General features: G+C 62.5%; 24 protein-coding genes and 1 pseudogene. 11 read left to right on the forward strand and 14 right to left on the reverse strand.

Annotated elements, in window-relative coordinates; genetic code table 11:
* Positions 1 to 52 precede the first annotated feature (52 nt).
* Positions 53 to 499, forward strand: a complete 447-nt coding sequence (locus GJR98_RS00685; RefSeq protein ID WP_151134492.1) for an ester cyclase — start codon at positions 53 to 55, stop codon at positions 497 to 499.
* A 34-nt stretch (positions 500 to 533) separates the two neighbouring features.
* Here GJR98_RS00685 and GJR98_RS00690 read toward each other — a convergent pair whose 3' ends face one another.
* Both GJR98_RS00690 and GJR98_RS00695 read right to left on the reverse strand, forming a co-directional pair.
* Positions 534 to 998 carry a MaoC family dehydratase gene (locus GJR98_RS00690; RefSeq protein WP_151134494.1) on the reverse strand — a complete coding sequence of 155 codons (465 nt, stop codon included), beginning with the start codon at positions 996 to 998 and terminating at the stop codon, positions 534 to 536.
* A gap of 468 nt (positions 999 to 1,466) precedes the next feature.
* The gene (locus GJR98_RS00695) at positions 1,467 to 1,832 is read right to left on the reverse strand and encodes a group I truncated hemoglobin (protein ID WP_151134496.1); all 366 of its coding nucleotides are present in this window, start codon (positions 1,830 to 1,832) and stop codon (positions 1,467 to 1,469) included.
* Positions 1,833 to 2,011: 179 nt separating this feature from the next.
* Here GJR98_RS00695 and GJR98_RS00700 point away from each other — a divergent pair, with 179 nt between their 5' ends.
* From GJR98_RS00700 to GJR98_RS00735, 8 genes are all read left to right on the forward strand, one after another.
* The gene (locus tag GJR98_RS00700; RefSeq protein WP_151134498.1) at positions 2,012 to 2,563 is read left to right on the forward strand and encodes a heme NO-binding domain-containing protein; all 552 of its coding nucleotides are present in this window, start codon (positions 2,012 to 2,014) and stop codon (positions 2,561 to 2,563) included.
* 323 nt (positions 2,564 to 2,886) lie between these two features.
* Entirely contained in the window at positions 2,887 to 4,806 is a 1,920-nt protein-coding gene (locus GJR98_RS17895) for a methyl-accepting chemotaxis protein (RefSeq protein WP_191965396.1), read from the forward strand.
* A gap of 43 nt (positions 4,807 to 4,849) precedes the next feature.
* Entirely contained in the window at positions 4,850 to 5,353 is a 504-nt protein-coding gene (locus tag GJR98_RS00710; RefSeq protein ID WP_151134502.1) for a chemotaxis protein CheW, read from the forward strand.
* Between the two features lie 70 nt (positions 5,354 to 5,423).
* On the forward strand, positions 5,424 to 5,801 hold the full coding sequence (locus tag GJR98_RS00715; RefSeq protein WP_151134504.1) for a response regulator: 378 nt from the start codon (positions 5,424 to 5,426) through the stop codon (positions 5,799 to 5,801).
* 55 nt (positions 5,802 to 5,856) lie between these two features.
* On the forward strand, positions 5,857 to 8,988 hold the full coding sequence (locus GJR98_RS00720; RefSeq protein ID WP_151134506.1) for an ATP-binding protein: 3,132 nt from the start codon (positions 5,857 to 5,859) through the stop codon (positions 8,986 to 8,988).
* Entirely contained in the window at positions 8,985 to 9,638 is a 654-nt protein-coding gene (locus GJR98_RS00725) for a chemotaxis protein CheC (protein ID WP_151134508.1), read from the forward strand. The genes GJR98_RS00720 and GJR98_RS00725 overlap by 4 nt, the downstream gene beginning before the upstream one ends.
* Positions 9,635 to 10,933, forward strand: coding sequence for a chemotaxis protein CheC (locus GJR98_RS00730; protein ID WP_151134510.1), 1,299 nt, complete (start codon positions 9,635 to 9,637; stop codon positions 10,931 to 10,933). The genes GJR98_RS00725 and GJR98_RS00730 overlap by 4 nt, the downstream gene beginning before the upstream one ends.
* The gene (locus GJR98_RS00735) at positions 10,930 to 11,448 is read left to right on the forward strand and encodes a chemotaxis protein CheD (RefSeq protein WP_151134512.1); all 519 of its coding nucleotides are present in this window, start codon (positions 10,930 to 10,932) and stop codon (positions 11,446 to 11,448) included. The genes GJR98_RS00730 and GJR98_RS00735 overlap by 4 nt, the downstream gene beginning before the upstream one ends.
* Positions 11,449 to 11,526: 78 nt before the next feature.
* On the opposite strand, the gene GJR98_RS00740 is transcribed toward GJR98_RS00735, so the two are convergent.
* The 11 genes and pseudogenes from GJR98_RS00740 to GJR98_RS00785 form a co-directional block, all read right to left on the reverse strand.
* The gene (locus GJR98_RS00740; RefSeq protein WP_151134514.1) at positions 11,527 to 11,985 is read right to left on the reverse strand and encodes an OsmC family protein; all 459 of its coding nucleotides are present in this window, start codon (positions 11,983 to 11,985) and stop codon (positions 11,527 to 11,529) included.
* Positions 11,986 to 12,049: 64 nt separating this feature from the next.
* Positions 12,050 to 12,232, reverse strand: a pseudogene (locus GJR98_RS18035) (hypothetical protein); the annotation flags it as partial.
* Complete coding sequence (locus GJR98_RS00745) at positions 12,216 to 13,229, reverse strand: pyridoxal phosphate-dependent aminotransferase (protein WP_151134516.1); 1,014 nt, start codon at positions 13,227 to 13,229, stop codon at positions 12,216 to 12,218. The pseudogene GJR98_RS18035 and the gene GJR98_RS00745, both read right to left, overlap by 17 nt.
* A gap of 88 nt (positions 13,230 to 13,317) precedes the next feature.
* Complete coding sequence (locus GJR98_RS00750; RefSeq protein WP_151134518.1) at positions 13,318 to 14,073, reverse strand: adenosylcobinamide amidohydrolase; 756 nt, start codon at positions 14,071 to 14,073, stop codon at positions 13,318 to 13,320.
* Positions 14,066 to 15,076, reverse strand: coding sequence for a threonine-phosphate decarboxylase CobD (cobD, locus tag GJR98_RS00755; protein WP_151134520.1), 1,011 nt, complete (start codon positions 15,074 to 15,076; stop codon positions 14,066 to 14,068). Before cobD ends, GJR98_RS00750 begins: the two co-directional genes overlap by 8 nt.
* A gap of 20 nt (positions 15,077 to 15,096) precedes the next feature.
* Positions 15,097 to 16,098 carry a nicotinate-nucleotide--dimethylbenzimidazole phosphoribosyltransferase gene (locus GJR98_RS00760; RefSeq protein ID WP_151134522.1) on the reverse strand — a complete coding sequence of 334 codons (1,002 nt, stop codon included), beginning with the start codon at positions 16,096 to 16,098 and terminating at the stop codon, positions 15,097 to 15,099.
* Positions 16,089 to 16,715, reverse strand: coding sequence for an NTP transferase domain-containing protein (locus tag GJR98_RS00765; RefSeq protein WP_151139354.1), 627 nt, complete (start codon positions 16,713 to 16,715; stop codon positions 16,089 to 16,091). Before GJR98_RS00765 ends, GJR98_RS00760 begins: the two co-directional genes overlap by 10 nt.
* Positions 16,715 to 17,479, reverse strand: a complete 765-nt coding sequence (gene cobS / locus GJR98_RS00770) for an adenosylcobinamide-GDP ribazoletransferase (RefSeq protein WP_151134524.1) — start codon at positions 17,477 to 17,479, stop codon at positions 16,715 to 16,717. The genes GJR98_RS00765 and cobS overlap by 1 nt, the downstream gene beginning before the upstream one ends.
* Positions 17,470 to 18,372 carry a CobD/CbiB family cobalamin biosynthesis protein gene (locus GJR98_RS00775; RefSeq protein ID WP_151134527.1) on the reverse strand — a complete coding sequence of 301 codons (903 nt, stop codon included), beginning with the start codon at positions 18,370 to 18,372 and terminating at the stop codon, positions 17,470 to 17,472. The genes cobS and GJR98_RS00775 overlap by 10 nt, the downstream gene beginning before the upstream one ends.
* Entirely contained in the window at positions 18,363 to 18,998 is a 636-nt protein-coding gene (locus GJR98_RS00780) for an HAD family hydrolase (RefSeq protein ID WP_151134529.1), read from the reverse strand. The genes GJR98_RS00775 and GJR98_RS00780 overlap by 10 nt, the downstream gene beginning before the upstream one ends.
* Before the next feature lie 89 nt (positions 18,999 to 19,087).
* Positions 19,088 to 20,290, reverse strand: a complete 1,203-nt coding sequence (locus GJR98_RS00785) for a M24 family metallopeptidase (RefSeq protein WP_151134531.1) — start codon at positions 20,288 to 20,290, stop codon at positions 19,088 to 19,090.
* A gap of 158 nt (positions 20,291 to 20,448) precedes the next feature.
* Here GJR98_RS00785 and GJR98_RS00790 point away from each other — a divergent pair, with 158 nt between their 5' ends.
* Positions 20,449 to 20,928 (forward strand): peroxiredoxin family protein, encoded by a 480-nt coding sequence (locus GJR98_RS00790; protein ID WP_151134533.1) that lies wholly within the window; start codon positions 20,449 to 20,451, stop codon positions 20,926 to 20,928.
* Between the two features lie 168 nt (positions 20,929 to 21,096).
* The gene (locus tag GJR98_RS00795) at positions 21,097 to 21,690 is read left to right on the forward strand and encodes a flavin reductase family protein (RefSeq protein ID WP_151134535.1); all 594 of its coding nucleotides are present in this window, start codon (positions 21,097 to 21,099) and stop codon (positions 21,688 to 21,690) included.
* A gap of 45 nt (positions 21,691 to 21,735) precedes the next feature.
* Here the strand turns inward: GJR98_RS00795 and GJR98_RS00800 are convergent, their stop codons facing one another.
* Positions 21,736 to 22,719, reverse strand: coding sequence for an aldo/keto reductase (locus tag GJR98_RS00800; protein WP_151134537.1), 984 nt, complete (start codon positions 22,717 to 22,719; stop codon positions 21,736 to 21,738).
* Between the last annotated feature and the right edge of the window lie 110 nt (positions 22,720 to 22,829).

The raw sequence follows: 22,829 nt of genomic DNA on the forward strand, positions 1-22,829 counted from the left end.
GTCGGAGGCAAGAGGAGACCGTCACCGAAGACGAGCGCTACGGAGTAAGACAATGGCATCAGCAAGTACACCAACCCCCGGAGCCGACGCGAACGCACTCATTGCTCGCCGGTACCCGGAAGACATCGCAACACAGGGGAACCTCGACCTCATCGACGAGATTTGTGTCGAAGACGTCCTCGACCACAGTCCGCTCGGCGACCTGAAGGGGCGCGAAGAACAGAAAGAACAGATGCGGATGCTTCGAGGGGCGTTCAGTGACTTCTCGGCGACAGTCGAGGACGTCGTCACCGAAGGCGACATGGTCGCCATGCGCGTCACCTTACGCGGAACCCACGATGGTGAGTTCATGGGCCGCGACGGAACCGGAAAGACGTTCGAGGTCTCGAACATGGTGTTCACTCGCATCGAAGACGGACTGATCGCAGAGCGGTGGGTCATCCCGGACATGATGGGAATGCTCACCCAACTCGGCATCGTCGACGCACCTCAGATGTGAGGGCACCGAACAGCGGTTTTTTCGGCGCGTGGACTTACTCGCTCGCCACGCCACCGATGGGCATCGTGTAGCAGACGGCAGTGCCCTTCAGAACGACCGTCCCATCGTCACGCGTAATCTCCGTTTCGAGTTCGGTAATCGGCTTGTCCTCGCGGACCTTCGTGACTTCGACCCACCCAGTAATCGTGTCACCGGGGCGGACCGGCGCGGTGAAATCCCAGTTCACGTTGAGGAACACTGACCCCGGACCGGGCAGGTCTTCGGCGACGATGGCGTTGAGAAGCGCGCTCGTGACGCCCCCCTGCACGACGATTTCACCAAACTGTGTTGCCTTGGCGACTTCCTCGTCGTAGTGGAGCGGGTTGTAGTCGCCGCTCAGTTCTGAGAACAGTTCGATGTACTCCGGTTCGATGGTCCGTGAGCGTTCGGCGTACTCGCCGACTCGCGGGGGGCCACGCGGCCAAATCGTATCGGGTGCGGAGGTGTCGGTGTCGTCCATACGAGATTGATTGGCGTTCTGAGACGATAGCCGTGCGGGAGGGAATACACGAGACGATGTGAGTACTCGATGGATGGTCTACTCCGACTCCAACACGCCAGACGAGGAAATTTCAGTCTCCGTCACGGACACAGTTAGGTACCTGAGTTGACCCCGGCGAATGAGCGACTGGAAACGCAGTCGCGACTCACTGAGAACAACGTCGAGAGAAGTAAGAGCGAGGGCGGCCGGGCACCCGCCCACACTCCACGGACACTGGGGAAAACTCCCCGGTATACGCAACCCAAGTGCAGGTATCTACCTGCAGTACATCTATTCAAACCCGGGGGTTAAAACGTTTTTCTAGTGTCATTTGCGGCGTGAGTTCACCTGACGCAGTTGGTGCGCCGCCGGTTACAGCACGTGCCCTCGCTGCTGGCCACTGCACGAAAATTCGAATGTCTGCTGAGGACTGTCTCAAGAACGGAGTCAGGCCGTGACGATCTCGTCTTCGAGGCTGGCGACTGCGTCGAGTACCTCGTCGATTTCGTTTTCCTCGACGTCGAACTCCTCCAGTGCGTCCTTGAGGTGCGTCGCCGTCGCCGCGAAGTCGTCGTGTGACAGCTCCAGGTGTTCGTGTGCCTCGCGCATGTCGGCGCCCGTGTAGTCGACAGGGCCGCCGGCCACAGCGCTGATGAACTGCACCTGGTGGGCTCGTTGTTTCTGCATGTCCGTGTCTTCGAAGTACGGTGCGAGCTCGTCGTCCGCCAGCATCCGGTCGTAGAACTCGTCGACGACTGCAGAGATAGCCTCTTTCCCGCCAAGTCTCTCGTAGAGAGTTTTATTGCCCGACATTAACCGGATATTAAGTTACTCTTTGATAAGCTTACCCCGGAGTGTCACTTAACTGATTGAAAATATTTTATACGATTACGTAACATATTGCTCCCAGCGTGATAACGACCACTTTCCCCGCGTCCCTGACACGGGCACCCCAGCAATCGATGGCGCGAACACTCGGAGGGCGTTGAGTCGTGCACGGAATCGTCCTCAACCAGTTGAAAAGCTTCGTCGTCGAGACGTACGACCGCGACACGTGGGCGACGTTACAACAGGAGGCGGGCCTCCCGGGCAAACTGTACGTTCCAGTGACCGAGTACCCCGACGAAGACGTTCTCGCACTCGTCGAGACGGCATCTGAACTGACGGAGATACCCATCCCTGACTTGCTCGAAGCGTTCGGCGAATTTCTGGTACCGCCACTCCTCGAAACGTACGGCGTCCACGTCGACAAAGACTGGACCGGGCTCGAACTCATCGCGAACGTCGAGCGGTACATCCACATCGCACTCCGGGCGAAACAGGTTTCGACGTACACACCACCCGAACTCGAATCGGGGTGGCGAGACAACAATACGGTCAGCCTCGTCTATCAATCAGACCGTCAACTGTGCCACCTCGCGAGAGGCATCATCACAGGTGTCGGCGACCACTTCGACGAACCGTTCGAGATCGAAGAACCGGTCTGCATGCACGAGGGTGACGAGTACTGCGAACTCCTCGTTCGACACGCCGAAGCAGCCTAACGAACCCTCCAGACGTGGTCGTCGCCAGCAGATTCACCATCTGCGTGGCACTCGAACCCATCTGAGACTCGACCGAACGAGCGTCAGCCCTCCGATAAAATCGACCGTTTAGCGCCGCTTAATCCGTCATATAATGCCAGAATAGTTTGGAAAGAAGACTGTCAGTACTGTGCGAAGGTTTATAGTATCAGATGAGACATTCGTGGCATATGGTAGATATACTCGGTCTCCTTCTACCTAGGTTCATACGCCGACGGTACCCACTTCGGTTCGGAGTGGTACTGGGCGGTATCGGCGTTCTCGTCGGTGCCGTGGGTCTAGGTGTGGGGCGAACAACAACGTATCAAGTCCCGACGGAGGTCGTCGCTGCGGCCGCCGGGGGTATCGTCGTGAGCGGGGTGCTCGGCGGGCTGATGGTCAGAAGCACGATGAAATCGGTCGACTCCATCAGTTCGAGCACCGAGACGATGCGCGACGGAAACCTCGACGTCGAAGTCGAGAACGGTCGAATCGACGCTGTCGGCCGGCTTTCGGAGTCGATTGCTGGCTTCCGCGACGCCGTCGCAGAACGGCTCGAGCAGACGAACTCCGACCACGAACAACTCGAGACGGAGCTTCGCAAGGTCGAAGGTGTCGCTGACCACTACAGCGGTGAACTCGAAGCGGCCCTCGACGACCCCTCGCTTCGTGTCGATACCAACGCCCCGAACGAGGCGATGGCCGCGCTTGCGAGGGCAACCAACGACGTTCTCGACGCACGAGAAGACCGAGTCGACGAACTCGCAGACGTGCGTGAGCAGGTCGACGCACTCCACGCAGAGCGTGACCGACTGGACACCGAGAACCAGCAGCTGAAAGCCATGGCGGGCGAGTACGCCGAGGTTCTCAAGGCGTGTGCTGACGGTGACCTCTCCCAGCGGATGGACGAAGACGTCGAAAACGAGGTCGCGTCCAGATTCGCCGCCCAGTTCAACGAGATGATGACCGAGTTCGAACAGACCACGGTCAAAGCCGAGAACTTCGCGAAAGAGGTCGCGACACTGAGCAACGAAGTCACAGTGAGTGCGACCGAAGTGCGCGAAGGGAGCGAACAAGTCTCCGGCAGTCTCCACAGCATCTCCAACGTGGCAGAGACCCAGTACGACAACCTGGAGTCGGTCGCCATCGACATGAGCAACCTCTCTGCGACCATCGAGGAGATCGACGACTCGTCGAGTGACGTGGCCGAGATTGCCCAACAGACGGTCGAAACCGGCCGCGAAGGGCGAGAAGCCGCGACGGAAGCAATCAAGGGGATGAAAGAGATCGAGCAGGAGTCCGTCGACACGGTCGAAGAGATCGAACGACTGGAGTCCGAAGTGCAGCAGATCGACGACCTCATCGACTTCATCCGCGAAATCGCAGAGCAGACGAACATGCTGGCGTTGAACGCCAACATCGAAGCGTCCCGTGCCGGTGAGTCCGGTCAGGGCTTCGCCGTGGTCGCCCGCGAAATCAAGGAACTCGCAGAGGGGACCAAGGACGCGGCCGCAGACATCGAGACGCGACTCGAAGAGATTCAGTCGCAAACCTCCCAGACGGTGGCAGAAGTTCGCGACACGCGAGAGCAGATTGCGCGACACACCGACTCCGTCCAGAACGCTGCGGAGGCACTCAACCAGATTGCCGAGAACGCACAGGAGACCAACACTGGTGTCCAGGAGATCAGTTCGGTGACGAGCCAACAGGCGGACGCTACGCAGGCAGTCCTCTCTGCGGTCGACGACGCGACCGAGACTAGTGCCGAGACGGTCGAAGAGGCATCGGCAGCGGCGACAGGTGCCGAACAGCAGACGCTTGCACTGTCTGCAGTGTCGGACAGCGCGAGTGCGCTTGCGACGCAGGCGAACCGCCTCAACGACACGCTCGACCAGTTCAAGACCGAGATGGCCGTCACAGTGCCGGCCGACGAAGACGCTGGTGAAGCCGACGAGGCTGACCCACTGGAATCCGACGAAGACGTTGGCGAAGCCGACGAGGCTGAAGACGTTCTGGCTGACGCAGACGGTGACGACCCACTGGCCGAAGACCCGCTGGCCGAAACGCCCGCTTCGGACGAGTCGACGTTCCGTTTCGACGGGGAGCCCGGCGACGAAATCGACTTCGACGAGGTCGAATCCGACGTGGAACTGGCCGACGAAGCCGAGGGAGAACCGAGCGACGAGACCGAAGAGTCGCCTGTAGACAACACCGCGGAGCGATGATGCAATCGAAGCTACCGTCTCTCTGCTCAGAAGGGGTGAGCAGATGAGCGAACAGTCGGCCGACGTTGGCGGCGGTGACACCGTCGCACCTGAGTCGGTCATCGAATTCCTCGAGTTCCGTCTCGATGGAGACCGATACGCACTGGAGTTGGGCCGGGTGGGGCAAGTCATCTGGAAACCTGCGATTACTCGTGTTCCGAACGCCCCCAACGGAATCTACGGGTCGGCGACAGTCGAAGGCGACGTCGCCGTCGCCGTCGATACGTACGCAGTCGTCGACTGTGAGCGGCCGTTTTCTGACCCCGAGGACGCGTACCTCGTTCTCTTAGACCGTCAGGAGACGCCGCAACTCGTTGGCCTCCTCGTCGAAGCGGTCGACGGAATCTATCGACACCACGTCGATACGGTGTCTCAACTGACGGACGGAGACGTCCCACTCGACGACCGCTGGTTTAGGGCCGTAATCGAAGATGGCGAGACGCCCGACATACACGTCTTCGACAGCCATCAACTCATCGCGGCCATCCACCCACTGGAAGCACGATAACACGATTTACGAAACAGACAGACACAGACAGATGATCACAACCGAACCGAGGTTCACGTAGGACGCACACATGTCAATCGGGATTCTAATCGTCGACGACTCAAGCTACATGCGAAGTAGGCTCAAGAGCGCGCTCGACGATGACACGTACGAAATCGTTGACGAAGCACAGAACGGCGCATGGGCAGTGCAGAAGTACAAAGAACACGGCGATGACATCGACATCGTCTTGATGGACATCGTGATGCGAAAGGCGAACGGTGTCAAGGCGACTGCCGCCATCAAGCATCTCGACAAAGACGCCCGCGTCATCATGTGTACGAGCGTGGGACAGCGGAAGAAGATGGAACTCGCCGCCCGGGCAGGCGCAGACGGCTACATCACGAAACCGTTCGACGACGACGAAATCGTCCGAGCCATCGAGAGTATCCTTTCCGACGAATCATGAGACACAGAGAGGTACCGCCCACGAAAACCGTCGTCAGTAATCGCGGGAGGCCGCCGTGAGCCGAAACGACGAATTCGTCCGCGAGACGCGGACGTCCGTGCGACAACTGACGAACGGACTCGTCGAACTCGAACGAGACGGAAGCAGTCGGGAACTGGTAGACGACCTGTTCCGGACGGCGCACACGCTGAAGGGGAACTGCAGTATGGCCGGTCTCGACGGTGCGAGTCGGCTCGCCCACGCAGTCGAAGACTTCCTCAGCGGTCTCCGTGACGGGTCACTGGGTCCGAACCCAGACCTGATAGACGCCGCACTCGCAGCAGTCGACGACATCGACGCGATACTCGACGAGTGGGCCGACGGAGACACCGTCGAAACCGACCCCGAGTCGTCGGTGTCGGCGCTCCGCACGGAGATGGAACGCTACCGAGGTGACCCGGGTGCGAGCGACGAGATGGCATCACGGGACGCAGACGCGCCGAGTCCAGAGTCGATGCCCGACCCGGACACGGCGGAGTTCGACCCGACAGTCGTCGATGCGCTCGAATCCGCGAGCGGGTTCGACGACCTCGAAGGGTTGCTCGCCGAGATGGACGACCCCGATGTGGACGAAGACGAAGCGCAGTCCCGCTGGGGGACGTTCGACAAGCGTGACGCTGACGACCCGTCGGCGGGTCACGGTTCGGCAGGGAGCTCTCAAAACGAGTTCGACGCCATCAAAAGCGGCGTCGACACGGACGACGTCTCGTCACTCGACCGCGAACTCGTCGAAACCGAATTCGGCGAGTTCGACGACGACGACCAGCTCTCGATTCAGGACCTCATCGAAGGCGAAGTCGCCGGCCCTGACGTGGAGGACGAAGACGCAGACCAGTCGGACGACGCCGACGCAACCGCCGACTCGTCGAGTTCGACAGTCAGCGCCGACGCCGACACGGCAAACGACGCCATTCGCCCCGAAGACTTCGGCTACACCGCTGCTACCTCGTCGGCCAGCGACGACACCCCAGTGAGTGCAGACGAGGGTGCATCAGAGACGCCAGCGGGTGCGACTGCATCCGGAGCCGACGCGGCAAACCCGTTCGAAGGCGCCGACGTCGTCGACCCCGACGAAGACCCGGCAGACGACGGCGTCTCGGTAGCAGGCGAGTCCGACGTGGCCACCGAACAGCCAGCCTCGACAGAATCTGTCGACGCAGACCTCGAACGCGAGGGAGAAGACGACGCAGAAATCTCGTTCCCCGACGGCAAGTCGTTCGACCCCGAGAGCGAGGAGTCGTCCGCGTCTGAGGAACCGGCGCTCGGATTCTCCGCAGACAATGCATCCGAGGCGTCGGACGACAGTCCCGACGACTTCGAGGAGTTCGACGACGCTCCCGACCCCCTCGACGACGTCTCCGACGAGTTCGACCTCCCAGACGAGGGTGCCGACGGACCCGGACACTCCGAAGAGATTACCGAAGACGACCTCTCCGGCGAGTTTGGAGACGACAGTTTCGACCTCGCAGACGACGACCAGCAGGGCGACATCTCCGACGAGGACCTCGGCATCCCCGAGGACTTCCTGAGCGGTGGTATCGACCTCGACGTCGGGCAGACAGCGAACGACTCGGCGAGTTCGGCAGACGACGCCGGGTTGTCGGTCGAACGCGGAGTCGAGGGACTCGACCTTCCAGACATCGACCTGCCAGACGTCGACGAACTCTCTGGCGCATCCCTCGCCGACGAGTTCGACGGGAACTCGGCCGCCGACGTCTCGTTCGAACGGGACGAACACACGATGGCGTTCGAGTCCCGCTTCGCCGAGCGATTCGGTGGCAGTGTCGGCGACGACGACGTCCAACTCCTCCAGGTTGCCTCCTCGACGATCGAGGAGAGTAGCCTCGATGCCGCCAGATACCAGTCCAGCGGGACCGCGTCGTACCCACCCGACTTCGGTGACACGCGAGAGACCGACCAGATTCAGTCGCTCACCGTCGACGTCCAGAACGCGGACTCGCTTTTGAACCTCGTCGAAGAACTGTCGCTGACGCAACTGCGCATCAAACAGTCCGACGGAGAGGACATCGACGACCACCTGTCGGTGATGGATTCGGTGACGGCCGAACTCCGGCGCGCCGTGATGAATTTACGCCTCATGCCGCTTTCGACGGCCATCGACGGACTCCCACGAGTCGTCCGCGACATCGCACGCAAGCAGGACAAACAGGTCTCCTACGAAGTGTCCGACGAGGGTGTCAACCTCGACCGAAGTATCGTCGAGAAACTCGGCGACCCACTCGTCCACCTCGTTCGGAACGCCGTCGACCACGGCATCGAACCGCCGGAAGAGCGCACCCGACAGGGCAAGAAACCGGAGGGGACCGTCGAACTCAGAGCACGACGAGACCGCGAACACGTCGTCATCGAAGTCGAAGACGACGGTCGGGGTATCAGCGCCGAGCGAATCCGACAGCAAGCGATCGACAACGACATCATCTCCAGAGAACGGGCCGAGCGCATGTCGTTCGACGAGGTGTACGACCTCGTCTTCGAACCCGGCTTTTCGACCGCAGACGAGGTCACCGACGTCTCCGGCCGTGGTGTCGGCATGGACGCCGTCAGGCGAACCATCAACTCGCTGGAGGGGACCGTCGAACTCACGAGCGAGTCGGGGTCGGGAACGACGGTCCGCATCCGTCTTCCCGTCTCGATTGCCGTCGCGAAGATGCTGTTCGTCCGCGTTGGCCACGAACAGTACGCGATTCCGGCGAGTGCCGTCGAAGACGTCGAAATCGTCGACGAAGACAGCCTCTCCGACGACGGGTTGGTGGCTGTCGACTGGCCCGAACACGTCACAGACCGCCCCGACCGCATCCCGCTTCTCCGTCTCGGGAAGGTGTTAGGTGTGGAAGACGCGGCCAGTGGTTCCGGGACGACCGACTCCACCGACAACCAGTCCGGTGCGTCCGAATCGACCGCCGCGGGAACCGCACAGGCGGACAAACGCTCGCACAGCAAACGCGTGCTCGTCCGACTGGACCCCGCGACGCGGGAACTCGCACTGCTCTGTGACGAAGTCGACGACGCCCGTGAAGTCGTCGTCAAACCGTACGAGAAACTGCTCGGCGACGTGCCCGGAATCAGTGGCGCGACGATGAGTGGGGATGGAACGCTTGTGAACATCGTAGACGTGACAACACTATGACCGAACTGAATCAATCAACGACGGGACAGCACCGAATCGACATCGAAAAACTCGGCGTCTTGAACTACCTCGGCGAGTTGGGCGTCAGTGGTGTCGAATCTCGACTCGGAAAGTTGGCCGGCAAGTCGACGGCCGTCAGGTCAGAAGTCGTCAAGAACGGATTCGTCGACGAATCGACCGTCGATTTGGCGTTCGACGCCGAGAAGCGACTGGGCGTCAGGGTCGGCCTCAACGGCGTTCCGCACGGGTGTATACTCGTGTTGTTCCCGCCAGCGAGTGCGAAGCGCGCCGTCCGAATGATGCTCGCAGACACGAACGAAGACGTGGCCGATGTGTCGAACGACATGGCGGTCAGTTCCATCGTCGAACTCGGCGGGATGGTGGCAAACGGGTTCCTCGACGCGCTCGCCGACACGTTCGACCAGCACATCGCGACGTGGCCGCCGGTGACGCGGAACAGCGAACTGCCACAGATTATCGAGCGAGCAGTCACCGACGAAGAAGACAGAGGTCTGTACCTCGAAACAAAGTTCCACATCACGAGTCACAACATCGACGTCGAACTCTACTTGTTCCCAGAAAACGAGGTGTTCGTAGAGATTCTGAACCGCCTCGACATGGACGCAGTCACCGAGGGGGCTGACACGTGAAGCTGAACGTCAACGCACTGGGGACCTTCTACGAGATGGCCCGCGAGGGTGCCGGACTCGCGGCCACTCGCCTGAACTCGATGTCGGAGTTCGAGAGTCGTGTGAAAGTGACGCGACTCCACTTCACCCACCGGTCGGAGATCCGCAACGAACTCGATGATGGCTCCGAGAAAGTCGGCATTCGTGTCTCGATGGACGGCGAACTGTCGGGCACCTCCCTCCTGTTGTTCGACCACGAGAGCGCACTCTCCGTCGCCGGAGCGCTCGTCGACGACGTCGACGACGAACCGACCAACGAACTGGCGACGAGCGCCATCGTCGAACTCTGTCACATCATGAACAGCGGATTCGTCGACGGGTGGGCAGACGTCCTGCAGGCCGAAATCGACGTCGACGCCCCCGAGTACGTCATCGGTGATACGGCGGGCGCATTCATCGACGAAGACGAGTTCGGTAACATGCACGAGGAGTTGGCGCTCGTCTTCCAGAGTCAAATCGAGACGACGGGAACCGAGTTCGGATTCGAACACTACCTCATCCCCGAACACGAGTCAATCGCTCGACTGTTCGAGACGCAGACGGACGACGAGGGCATCGAGTACGAGAAACTCGCCGGATTCGACCAGATGGCACAACACGGGGCCACGCGCGTCGCCGAGAACCTCTCGCGGATGACCGGAATCGAGATGGACGTCGATATCCGCCGCATCAACTTCATCTCGCTCGACGCCATCCCAGAGACAGTACCGAACGAACCGCTCGTCAGCGTCGCGTTCAGTTTCAGCGGCACGCTCGGCGGCTATCTCCTGTTCCTGTTCGACCCAGAGTCAGCGAACGAACTCGTCGCGGCCACGGTCGGTGACTCACCCGGCGGCGGGTTGGGTGCGTTCGAACAGGACGCCATCAAAGAGTTGAGCAACGTCATGACGAGCGGTCTACTCGACGGGTGGGCGAACATGCTCGACGCCACCATCGACCACTCGACACCCGCGTACTCACACGACATGGGTGCGGCCGTCGTCGACCCGCTCATCGTCGGCCTGAGTGAAGTCCAGGAGTTCGCGTTCGTCTTCGACACGCGCATCCACGCCGTCGACCGAGAGTTCGACGTCGACATCTACGCGATACCCGACGAGACGGACCTCGAAGCAGCGCTGGACCGCCTCGACGCGAGACGTATCGACGAGTCACTCTCACACGACGTTGAGGAGACGGAGTTCGAAGCACGAGAGTTCGACGCCGACCTCGTCGAAGAGATTGCCGCTGGCACGTTCGAGGAGGTCGAAGAGCTATGAAGACGTTCGACTTCGGCACCGACGAAGAGGAAGCGACTCGCGAAGAACGACTCGTCGGCGTCTCTGGATACCACGTCACGAGCGAGGGTGAGACGCTCATCGCCTACGGGCTCGGGGCGTGTGTCGCAATCGCCCTCTGGGACACCGACAGCAAGGTCGGCGCACTCGCGCACACCCTCTTACCCCGGCAGGAAAGCGGCCTCGGTGCCTCTTCAGGAAAGTACGTCGATGCCGCCATCCAGACCATGCTCCGCGAGATGGTCGAAGAAGGTGCAGGCTACTCGTCTATCGAAGCACGACTCGTCGGCGGCGCGGACATCTTCGAACTGAAGGCTCTCGGCAAGGGCGTCGGTAAGAAGAACGCCTCCGTCGCTCGCGAAGAGTTGGCGAGACTCGACGTCCCAATCGTCGCCGAGTCCACCGGTGGCGAACACGGGCGAACCGTCGAATTCGACACGGCAACCGGGCGACTCGAAGTCACGACCGCCCACTCCGACGACGTCGAAGTGCTGTAGCTCCCGGTCTTTTGTCGTCGCTATCGATTGGAAGGAAGCAGGAACCGTCGGGCGTTCCGACCGTGTTCTCGTCTGTCTCTATTGGAACGTGAAAGAGAGTGCGAGCGGCGTCGAGTTGACGAGGTTGTCGCTGACCGGGCAGCGCTCTTCGACCGTCGAGAGCCACGTTCGAATCGTCTCGTCGGACGCGTCCACGTCGGCCGAGACGTCGACACGAATCTCTTCGTATCCGGCGCGCGCGTCGTCGCTCAGTCCCATGAACTTCGCGGGGTCGAGGTCACCCTCTATGTCGATTGTGAGGTTCTGAATATCGAGTTCCATCTCTCGGGCAACGAGGTGGGCGGTGACGTTCAGGCACCCCGCGAGTGCGCCGAGGAGGTACTCGACGGGGTTCGGTCCGACGTCAGTCCCACCGAGGTGTTCGGGCTCGTCGACGACGAACTCGAAGCCACGGGTCGAGACGCGGGTCTGGGTGGGGGAGTCGGCTTGTGCGCTGATGTCGAAGGAGATGGTTTGTGGGCGAGTTTCTATGGACATAGTTGAACTATCGTCTGGTGAGAGTATAGCCCCGAATGGCGCTTCTCAGGCGCCGAGAAGCGTGTTAGTGAGTATCTGAGCCGTGCTGTGTCGAAGCGTGATGTTCCTCGTCTTCGTGGTCGTCGTCGAGTACGTCGTCGAGACCCCACTCTGCACGCGCACGTGCCTCTTCTCGCGCTTCGGAGCGAATCGCCTCGATCGCGTCGGCATCCGCGGATGACGACTCCTCGTCAGATTGCTTCGGCGAGTGCGTCTAGAAGTGCGTCGTTTTCGTGTGGGCGGCGGACGTTGATGCGAACGTGGGAATCGAGTCCCTGATAGTATCGGGCGTCACGAACCGCGAATCCGCGTTTCCGGGTTTCGTCGAGGACGCGGTCGACGTCGTCTGCTCGGAACAAGATGAGCGAACTGTCGGCCGGTGAGACGTCGTACCCGAACGACTCCAGTTCGGCGACCATCCGTGGACGCTCCCGTTCGATTCGGTCGCGGGTGGATTCGAGGAAAGAGTCCTGTTTGAGACAGTAGGTTGCCGCCTCGACAGCAGGTGACGACAGCACCCACGTACACCGAGCACGCTTGAGTTTTTCACAGACTTCGCCGGTTGCCGCAGCGAACCCAGCGCGAAGTGACGGCACGCCGAAGACGTTCGTCACCGAGTGGAGTGTGATGACGCCGTCGAGGCCGGCGGTGCTCGGGAGGCGCGTGAATCCGAGAAACGACTCGTCGACGACGAGTGGCGTGCCGGCACGCCGACATGCATCGATGAACACGCGGAGGTCCTGTGTCGGGTACGCCGACCCCATCGGGTTACTGGGGTGACTGAGAATCACCACCGCGTGTTCGGCGGGGTCGACCTCCTCGAATATTCGGTCGTACGGGACGTGAACTGGTTCACCCCCCTGCAGGCGGATTTCGCGAGCGTACTCGCCGCAACACGGTGCCGGAATTGCGACGGTATCCCCGGGTGAGACGGTCACGCCGAGTGCGAGTCGGAGCGCTTCGATGACGCCTGCTGCGGGGACGACTTCGTCGGGGTTGCATCCCACGTAGTCGGCGGCGGCGACGCGGAACTCCGAGTAGTCGTCCAGCGAGTAGCGACGGGAGGACGAAAACGAAGATTCGTAGACACCTGCGAGACCAGGAGGTCTGTCTGGGTTCGACCCCAGACTGAAATCTACGAGGGAGTGGTCGGCGGTCCCGCCGTGCGTTACCGGGTCAACGTCGGGAACCGAACTGGGGTCCATGCCAGATTCTCGTAACGAAACATAATCAATGCTTCTTAATAGACATCTTGTATACCACTGACAATTCGTCAGTTTTTCCACAGAATCGCTAATGGATTTGCACTTGAGAAACGGTCGCACGCTCGTCGGCGACGACACCAAACTGCGCGGCTTCGACACCCCGGGGAATCGGTGTCGTCGCGTATCGAGAGTCGAGACTGGCTAACACCGCATCACGCACACAGACACGCGACGCGTGTCCGACCGTGGTCGCACTCCCGGAGAACGCCTCCGGTTCGCCAGCGGGGTCACACGCGGCGATAACGGCATCTGTCGTCGTGCCCGGCGACCCACACCGTGACAGAAGCGTCGCTGCTTTGGCTTCGGCGGCCACTGCGACGAGGTTCGCCAGCGCACCCGGTTCCAACGACCGTGTCGTTCCGACGACGACGTTCACTGTTCCGACGTGCTCGTCTTCGCCGCCAGCAGGAGACGACGGCCCACCAGTCTGTTCGAGGCTACCATCACAGTCGGTCGCCGTATCTCCGCCCTCGAACTCGGTTGGCAGTGCGGCCGGGTTGGACACCCCAGCAGTGACGACGGCCTCGACTGGGCCAAACTGGGCACGACGAGCGTGCGCTTGGTCGACGCCCGTCAGCAGTGTCGGGCCGGCCTCGTCGAACCCAGCAGCAGCACGACGGCGTTCGATGTACGTATCGAGGTCAGTCTCGGGCCAGCCTTTGGGGACACTCACGTTGTACGCGACTGAGCCGTGTGACTCTCCGCCGGCGTACCCTGTCGAGAGCCATCGTGTCTCCGGGCGATAGAGTCGACAGACACCATCGCGACGGGTGACCTCAAACATCGGCGAGTGCGCGGAGGAGTTCGTCGTTCTCGTCTGGGTGTTTCACGGCGACTCGGACGTGGGAATCGAGTGTCGGGAACGTCGTTGCGTCGCGAATGGCGACGCCGCGTTTGCGGGCCGTCTCGACCACCGAACGCACGTCTCGGTCACCCACGTCGAGGAGGAGAAACGGTGCATCTGACGGAACCACGTCGAACTGCTCCGACAGTGAGTCGGCGAGTCGCTCACGTTCGCGTGCGACGCGGGTGCGTGTGTCTTCGACGAAGTCCGTCTGTCGCATACAGTAGGCACCGACCGCGGCCGCGGGAGTCGAAAGCGACCACGAACGCCGGGCGACAGCGAGACGCGCACCGAGGTCGCCGGTGGCGACGGCGAATCCGGCCCGGATACCAGGGAGGCCGAACATCTTGGTCAGCGAGCGAGCGACGACGACGCCGGGTTCGCCCGCGAGACTGGGTGCATCCGTGAAGTCGAGGAATGCTTCGTCGACGACGAGAACCGTGTCCGACTCGCGGCACCGAGCTGCAAACGCACGGAGTCGCTCGGTATCGGCGAGTTCTCCCGTCGGGTTGTTGGGCGTGCAGACGACGGCAACGTCGTGTGGACGCGGGTCGACATCGAGAATCTCGTCGGGAGCGACGGCGACGGGGTCGGCCCCCTGAAGACGAATCTCACGGTCGTACTCACCGAAACTCGGTTCGGGGACGAGCGCCGAGTCGCCGGGGCCGAGTGTAACTTCGAAGGCGAGTCGCAGGGCTTCGAGGCCGCCGGCAGTCGGGACGACCGATTCAGGGTCGCATTCGACGTACTCGGCGGCTGCCGCTCGAAAGTCTGCGTAGTCGTCGTCGGGGTACCGCGTCGCGGCAGCGAGTGCCGACGCGTACACGTCGTCGACGCCGTCTGGTCGGTCAGGGTTGGTGTTCGCGCTGAAGTCGAGCACCGTCTCGTCGGTCGTCCCGCCGTGAGGGACGCGCGCCGTTCGGGCGACAGAGTCAGGGTCCATACTCGGCCCCGTCGGACGCCTCAGCGGCCATCTTCGACCTCGTCGACAGCTTGCGGGTCCAACCGCGAGAGCACGTCGAGCGTCGCTGCTTCCACGTCGTCGAGGACGCCCATCCGGTCGGCGAGCATGAGCGCACCGCCCATTCCCGCTCCCTCCTTGGCCTCGCCGGCGGCGTATCGGTCGAGCGGGTGCGTCTCGAATCCGGGGTCGGTGACGACCACGTCGACGTCGAGTTCGGCGGCCGCAGTTTCGAGTTCGGGAACGTCGTCGGCGAGGTACGACGTCGTCGCGAGCGTCAGGTCACCGACTGCACCGGCGTGTCGGACGAGTGCTGCCGCCGCGAGCAGTTGGGTCCCGCCGCCGAGTGTCACGTCGATGCCCGCTTCGAGTGCGCCGACGGTCAGGCCAGCGACAACCGGGAGGACTGGGTCGCCGAGATATCGTGCGGCGAGTTCTGGTTTGTGGGCGGCATCGCCGGGCGAGAATCCGCTCGCGTCCAACGCTTCGGCGACGACGTCTTCTTTGAGGCTCGTCGGGTTCTCTGGGAGCGACGACGAGACGGGGAACGTCTCTCCGAGGGCGCGGAACACCGCGAGCGCAGTCGTCGTCCCGCCGGGGACCGTCTCGCCGATGACGAGTTCGTCGTCAGGGAGCGCCGACCCGACCTGCCGGGCGGCCTCGAATGCACCCGGTGCGGTCGGGACAGGTTCGGGTTCTCGGACGTCGCGACCGGGTTTCGCACCCACGTCCATCGTCGGTGCAGCGGTCGGTTCGGCGAGGCCCGCGTCGACGACGAGAACCTCGAATCCGGTGAGTTCGCGGACCGAGCGGGTGATTGCGGCAGGTGTCGGACACCCAGTCGGGCTGACGGGCGTCACGGGCGAGCGAACCGTCTGCCCGTACTCGATAATCTCGGCGTCGGCGCTCGGCGTGTGGTCTACGACCGACGGGTCGGCGCCGGCGGCGCTGATACCGGGAATCTTCGCTGTTGCCGTCGTCCCGGCGACGAGAACTACTCGCATCCGCCCTCCGCGAGTTCGATATCTGTCGGACGGTTCACGTTGAGTGCCAATCGGGAATCGGTTGTGAGGTACACGGTCGAATCTGTGTCTGAATCGTCGGTGTGTTCGGAAGTTGCTTCGTCAGTGTGTTCGGTTGCTGATTCGTCAGGCTGTGCCGAGTCGGCGCCAACGACACCCAGTCCGGCCGGACAGACTGGGGTGCCGCGGTAGTCGAAGACGAGTGATTCGTCGACGCTGCTGCCGAGTGAGCGTTTTCGGGCGACTGGGACACACACCGTGAGTGACCCGCCCTCGGCGGCCTCCACTACCGCATCGACGTGGTCGGGGAGCAACAGCGGGAGGTCGGCGACGACGGTCACGACCGGACGTAAGACACGGTCCAGCGCATAGCCGAGGTCGGAGACGTATCCGTCACCCGGTGCGTCGATGCAGTGTAATTCGAGGTTGCTCGCACGCGTTCGCGTCTCGGGCGTATGCGGAGAAGTCACTGCGTAGATTGTTTCTACTCGGGACTGCTGGAGTGCCTCGACGACGTGGTCCAGCATGGGTCGGCCGCACACCTCGACGAGCGGTTTTTCGACCGGAGCACCGAGACGAGTTCCACGGCCGCCGCACATCACAAGAGCGTCCACGTGACCACCCCCACGTGAATCGCCGTCGCCCGAGCAAGTTCGTTCGTCGCGCCGAGCAGGTCACCCGAGACGCCCCCGAGGCGCTGTCGCCCCCACGAGCGAACGAGTAGAGCGACGACGGGACCGCAGACGAGCGCAGCGACGACGGCAGGACCGCCAGTGGCCGGTGCGAGTGCGACCACCGGAATGCAAGCGACGGCGACGGCGAGAAGCCCTGAGGGGCCGTTTTCGCCGACCAGTGCGGACCCGAGGCCCTCGTGTGCTGGGTCGCCGAGACAGACGAGAGTCGCCATCCCCGCCTTTGCGCCTACTTCTGCCGCGAGCGCGATCGCGACGCCGGCCGTCACTGCGAGACGACCACCTGCGCCGGCGAGACCGAACGCCCCGAGTGCGAGGACAACGAGTGTCAGTCCGAGCGCGAGAAGCCCACCGACACCCGTCTGCGAGTCCTTCAGGACCGAGAGGCGGCGTTCGGCGTCACCGTGAACGACGGCCGCATCGCCGAGGTCAGCGAGCCCGTCTGCGTGGGTGACGCCCGTCACGAGGTAGATGGTGACGAGATAGAGCGCCGCCACCGTCGGAATCGGAAGTGGGAGAAGCAGTGGAAGCGCAGCGAGTCCGCCGACCACGTAGCCAACGAGTGGAAACACGACGGGTGCTCGTCTGAAAGCGTCCCACTCTGACTCGCCACCGCCGACGGGGAGTCGAGTGAGAAAGCCCAGTCCACCGCGGACCGCGCTCAGAACCACGCGACCACCCCCGTGAGGGCGAAGGCGACGAGCCCAGCCCGAGAGACGAGGCCGACGCCACGTGTGGCCGTTTCGACGTCCGGGAAGTCGGCACCGGCGTCTAACAGGTAATGACCCCGTTTCTCCAGTCGCGTCCCGAGAAGCACCGCGAGCGTCGCCATCGGCCACCCAGAGTTGGGTGAGGCTGGGCGACGAGCGAGCGACCCGACTCGTGTGACCACATTCGGTGACCCCGCAGCGAGTGCGAGTAAGACGGCAGAGACGCGCGCCGGAAGCCACATCACCACGTCGTCGAGGCGTGCAGGGACGCGCCCGACTGGTTTGTGGTGGTACCCGAGCATCGAGTCGAGAGTGTTCACGGCCTTCACCCACGCCGCCGCACCCGCCGCGAGTGGAAGCGAAACAGGTGCGAGGAGCGCAAACGCGACCAGCGGCGCGACCAGTCCGTCGGCGAGGTTCTCGGCCGCACTCTCGACCGCAGCACTGCGAATCTCGGCCGCAGAGAGCGACGACGGGTCGCGTCCGGCGAGCGCACGGAGTTCCGACCGGGCCGTCTCGACGTCGGTTGCGGTTGCGGTGACGACAGTCTCCGTTACGTCGAGCAACATCTGCAAACTCGTCGTCGAAAAGAGGACCAGTGCGGCGACAGCAACGCCAGCCCACAGGGAGACGAGTGACATCCCCCACGTTGCACCGGCAGCGACGCTGCCAGCGAGGACAGGGAGCGTGAGCGCGGCAACTGCACCGACTGCAACGGGGTGCGACCACTCACGGTCGAACGGGGCGACGAGGCGCCCGAACAGTGCGACCGGGTGAACCCGTGCTGGTGGTTCTGCAACCAATCGGTCGAGCGCTGCAGCGACGGCGACGGCGACTGCAGCAGTCACGGGCACGGGTCCCTCCCGCCCCGTAACCGGCTCGTGAGTTCCTCGAGCGTCGTCTCTCGGAGGTTTACGAACCGCCCGCCGACGCCCTCGACACCGCCGTCGGTGTCCGGGTCGTCACCGACGTGAACCAGTTCGGATGGGTCGACGTCGAGGTTGCGAGCGGCTGCCTCGAAAGCTTGCGGATGGGGTTTTCGCCACCCACAGGCGACGCTGGACGTAATCGCATCGAATCCGTGCCAGTCGAAGTCCGACCGGATGAGCGACCGTGGGACGAGTTCTGGGACCGAACAGTTCGAGAGGAGGCCGACCGGACCGACCTCACGAGCGGCCTCGACTGCCTCGACGGCGCCGGGGCGCGTCGTCACCTCGGGGTCGAACGCCGTGATGACTGCCCGACGGGCGGCGTTGTTGGGAGCATCGACACCGCGTGACCGGAGCGCCGCCGCAACGTGGGCGGGGAGCGGAACTTCCGCGCCCTCGGGAGCGTCGATGTGTACCTCGCGGTACGCGTCGTCCCAGTCGTCAGGGACGGCGACACCGTACTCACGGAGCGCATCAGCGACTGCCGCACCTGGGTCGACGGGATAGTCGACATCGACGAGCGTACCAAAGAGGTCGAACGTGACTGCCACTACAATTGCATTGGTGAAACTCTACTTGAATTTAGCGAAGCACGGGACGGGTCTGACGAGACACGAGTTGGCCGTCGTCGTGAGCACGTTCAAGCGCGAATCGTGTTCGACTCGATGTCTCGGGGAAAGTACGTGAGTGTCTCCGTTCCGGAGTCGGTGACGAGGACGGTGTCCGAGTGTCGATAGCCGGCAGTCTCGGTGTAGAGCCCGGGTTCGATCGTGTAGACTTGTCCAGCACCGATGTCGGCGTCTGACTCGGTGTGGTCTGTGTTCGGGTCGGCACAGTGGTCGGCCCAGCCGCGGTCGAGGTACGGTGGTTCGTGTGCCCCAAGTCCGATGTTGTGACCGACGTGGTGTTGCGCGAGGTCGGCTACACCCTGTTCTTCGAAGTACTCCCAGACGACGTGGTCGACGTAATCGACCGGCACGTCGGGTCCGAGTGCGTCGATGGCGAGTTCCTGTGCTTCCAGCATGAGTTCGAAGTAGTATCTGTCGTCGTCGGAGGGGTCTCCGAGAAACATCGTCCGCTCCAGTTCGGAGTGATAGCCGTCGACGTTCGCCGTCGCACCGGTGATGATGACGTCACCTTCGGAGAGTCGTTCGTTTGGAGTGTACCCGTGTGGGCGGGCGGTCTGTGAGCCGGAGATGTAGCCGACGTGGACTGGCCCGACGCCACGTGTTCGAACGACGTATCTGTCGCCAAGTGTGTCGAGCATGGCGCGCGACGCCTCCATCGATGCGCGTTGTGAGACCGTAATCGGGTGTGCGCCGACAGTGGTGAGATTGGCGAGATACTGGTGGCCGAGGTTCGCCCACCGGACAGATTCACGAATACAGTCGATTTCGGCGTCGGTCTTCTCCCATCGCATCCGGTCGGCCCACGCCTGTTCGACCACCTCGACGGAATCCGAGAGTGACGGTCCGTGGTAGCCCATCGTTCCCGGCGCGCTGTCCATGTCGGCGGCGACACACCGGACGTCGAGTTCACGGAGCGTCTCGACTACGGTTCCAATCGGGTCACTCTGCGGGTAATCGAAGTACGACCGAACCCGGTCGAGTCGCTCTATCTCACTCGCACGCTCGAGCTCGAGACGGGGGACCACGAGTTCGACCCGGTCGTCGGTGACGACGAGTGCGACGGGTCGTTCAGTCTGGACGTGGTTGAACCCAGAGAGGTACTCGATGTTCGTCGCATCGAACCAGAGTGCTGCATCGGCGACCGTATCCACGAGACTTCCACGGATGGCATCGAGACGCGCGGCGAACTCACTCGACGGAAGACGTGAAGACATAACTATACTATCACTTCGTGTGCGGATAAGTAGCATGCTTATGTTCCCAATCGTCCGAAAAATCGGGTTTGACGGAGTGTACCGACTTCGTAGTGGTTATGCGCCGCCACTACCCAACTACCCCGACTATAGATACATGTAGTCCTTCGACTCGGCCGATGAGTCTGCTGGGAACCGAAGCCCCCGACTTTACACTCGAACGCACCGCCGGCGACGAAGTCACCCTCTCCGAGACGCTGGAGAGTGGTCCGACCGTCGTCCTCGTCAACCGCGGCCACTGGTGCTCGTTCTGCGCCGAACAGCTCCAGACCTTCGACGAAGTCGCGTACGACCTCTGGTTCAACGACGGCGTCGACGTGCTGCCCGTCGTCACGAGCGACGTTGGCGACCTGACCGAGATGCGTGACCGCTTCGACCTCGACTTCCAACTCGCTGCCGACCCCGACGGTGCTGTCGCAGATCAGTACAGCGGAACCGAAGAGACGAGTCACGGCGTGACCGGTGTCGCAGGGACGTACGTCATCGACGAAGACGGCGTCGTCCAGTACGAGCAGGTTGCAGACCACCCCGCCGACCGAACCTACGGAAACTGGGTTCGCTACTTCATCCGCAACGACTACGAAGACATCTTCGCGTAACACGCGTAGACGCTCCCCCGGCTATCTCCCCCTTTTCGGCCCACCTCCGTCTCGGACCGTTTCACCCACTCGTAGTGCGACCCACCCGAGAAGCCAGATGACTGTCGGTCGGGTCCTGTCGGCCGTCATGAGTGAACGTTTATCACGCTTGTTCGCAGATGAGCGGTGATGGATATCGACCCAGCACAGGCTGTCGACGATATGTACCGACTCCTGACGAGCCTCATCATCCCTCGCCCCATCGGGTGGGTATCGACTCGAAGTGCCGACGGAATCGACAACTTAGCGCCGTACAGCTTCTACATGGGTGTCATCGAGGCAGAGCCACCCGTCGTGATGTACTCCACCGAGCACCGAGCAGACGGGACGTTGAAAGATTCGGCGCGGAACGTCCTCGAGACGGAGGCGTTCGGCCTCAACCTCGTCACCGCCGACCTCGTCGAGCAGATGGACCGGAGCTCCGAGTCAGTCCACCCAGGCACCGACGAGTTCGACGTCGTCGGACTGGAGCGACGTGAAGCGACCACCATCGACGTCCCGCTGGTCGCTGCCGCGAAGGCGACGATGGAGTGTACGCTCTACGACACCATGGATATCGGAGACCATACCGTCATCTTCGGCCACATCGAACTCATTCACGTCGACGACGGCCTGCTCACGGATGGGAAAATCGACGTCGAGAAAATCGACGCCGTCGGTCGCCTGACCGGGTCGTACTACGCGCGTCTCGACCCGTTCAAGGTCGAGCGAGAGTGGCAGTAGAGACTGGGCTACTCCTCTCTCGTTCGGAGTCTACTCAGATTGTGGTCACCACCGATGGTGGACGTGGTCACGTGCGTACGTGTCGTACACCTCTTCGACGTGCTGGAACTGGTCGGCTGACAGCGGCGGAAGCGACGCGGCAGCGACGTTATCTCGGATGTGTGCCGGCGTCTTCGACCCAGGAATAATCGTGCTCACGGCGTCGAACGAGAGGATCCAGCGGAGCGTAAACTGCGCGAGAGAGACGCCGTCAGGGACGATGGTTTCGAGGGAATCCGCTGCGGCGAGCCCGTCTTCGAACGGTATGCCCGCGAACGTCTCACCCACGTCGAACGCCTCGCCGTCACGATTGTAGTTGCGGTGGTCGTCTTCGCCGAACTCCGAGTCTGCAGAGAGTGCTCCCGTGAGCAGTCCCGATGCGAGTGGGACGCGGACGATGACACCGACGTTGCGGCGCTGTGCTTCGCGGAAGAACAGTTCGGCAGGTCGCTGTCGGAGGGGATTGAAGATTATCTGGACCGTCTCCACCCCGTCGTACTCGATGGCCTTGAGCGCGTCTTCTACCTTCTCGACGCTCACCCCGTAGTGGTCGACCTTGCCCGACTGTCGGAGTTCGTCGAGGGCGTCGAACACTTCGGGTTGGTAGTAAACGTCGCGTGGCGGACAGTGGAGTTGGACCAAATCGAGGGACTCGACGCCGAGGTTCGTCCGACTCCGGTCGACGAACCGTTCGAGATTCTCGTGGGTGTACCGGCCCGCTTCGTGGGGGTCGAGGCGGCGGCCCGCTTTGGTCGCAACGACGGGGTCGTCGTCGCGGTCGTCCAGCACCGACCCGATACGCTGCTCGCTATCTCCGTCGCCGTACACGTCTGCGGTGTCGAGGAACGTGATTCCGGCGTCCAGTGCAGCCTCGATTGCATCGAAGGCATCTTCGTCGGACACGGGCCCCCAGTCGCCTCCGAGTTGCCACGTTCCGAGACCAATCTCCGAGACGTCGAATCCTGTCGTACCGAGCGGTCTGGTGTCCATACGATGTCGTACTCAGTGGGTGTCAGTAAACGCCGGGGTCACGGCGATGTGTACACCATTCGAGTGACACGGAGCGTGTTTCGTGGCAACAGACGTGGATTCGCTGGCCC

This window comes from Haloferax marinisediminis (genome assembly GCF_009674585.1).
GTDB classification, from domain to species: Archaea; Halobacteriota; Halobacteria; order Halobacteriales; family Haloferacaceae; genus Haloferax; species Haloferax marinisediminis.

Coding starts and splice junctions, on each gene's coding strand:
- GJR98_RS00795 (WP_151134535.1), top strand. CDS start 21,097: ATGGATATCGACCCAGCACAGGCTGTCGACGATATGTACCGACTCCTG.
- GJR98_RS00740 (WP_151134514.1), bottom strand. CDS start 11,985: ATGTCCATAGAAACTCGCCCACAAACCATCTCCTTCGACATCAGCGCA.
- GJR98_RS00790 (WP_151134533.1), top strand. CDS start 20,449: ATGAGTCTGCTGGGAACCGAAGCCCCCGACTTTACACTCGAACGCACC.
- GJR98_RS00800 (WP_151134537.1), bottom strand. CDS start 22,719: ATGGACACCAGACCGCTCGGTACGACAGGATTCGACGTCTCGGAGATT.
- cobD (WP_151134520.1), bottom strand. CDS start 15,076: ATGGACCCTGACTCTGTCGCCCGAACGGCGCGCGTCCCTCACGGCGGG.
- GJR98_RS00745 (WP_151134516.1), bottom strand. CDS start 13,229: ATGGACCCCAGTTCGGTTCCCGACGTTGACCCGGTAACGCACGGCGGG.
- GJR98_RS00715 (WP_151134504.1), top strand. CDS start 5,424: ATGTCAATCGGGATTCTAATCGTCGACGACTCAAGCTACATGCGAAGT.
- GJR98_RS00785 (WP_151134531.1), bottom strand. CDS start 20,290: ATGTCTTCACGTCTTCCGTCGAGTGAGTTCGCCGCGCGTCTCGATGCC.
- GJR98_RS00725 (WP_151134508.1), top strand. CDS start 8,985: ATGACCGAACTGAATCAATCAACGACGGGACAGCACCGAATCGACATC.
- GJR98_RS00765 (WP_151139354.1), bottom strand. CDS start 16,715: ATGTGCGGCGGCCGTGGAACTCGTCTCGGTGCTCCGGTCGAAAAACCG.
- GJR98_RS00760 (WP_151134522.1), bottom strand. CDS start 16,098: ATGCGAGTAGTTCTCGTCGCCGGGACGACGGCAACAGCGAAGATTCCC.
- GJR98_RS00750 (WP_151134518.1), bottom strand. CDS start 14,073: ATGTTTGAGGTCACCCGTCGCGATGGTGTCTGTCGACTCTATCGCCCG.
- GJR98_RS00735 (WP_151134512.1), top strand. CDS start 10,930: ATGAAGACGTTCGACTTCGGCACCGACGAAGAGGAAGCGACTCGCGAA.
- GJR98_RS00695 (WP_151134496.1), bottom strand. CDS start 1,832: ATGTCGGGCAATAAAACTCTCTACGAGAGACTTGGCGGGAAAGAGGCT.
- GJR98_RS00710 (WP_151134502.1), top strand. CDS start 4,850: ATGAGCGAACAGTCGGCCGACGTTGGCGGCGGTGACACCGTCGCACCT.
- GJR98_RS00690 (WP_151134494.1), bottom strand. CDS start 998: ATGGACGACACCGACACCTCCGCACCCGATACGATTTGGCCGCGTGGC.
- GJR98_RS00685 (WP_151134492.1), top strand. CDS start 53: ATGGCATCAGCAAGTACACCAACCCCCGGAGCCGACGCGAACGCACTC.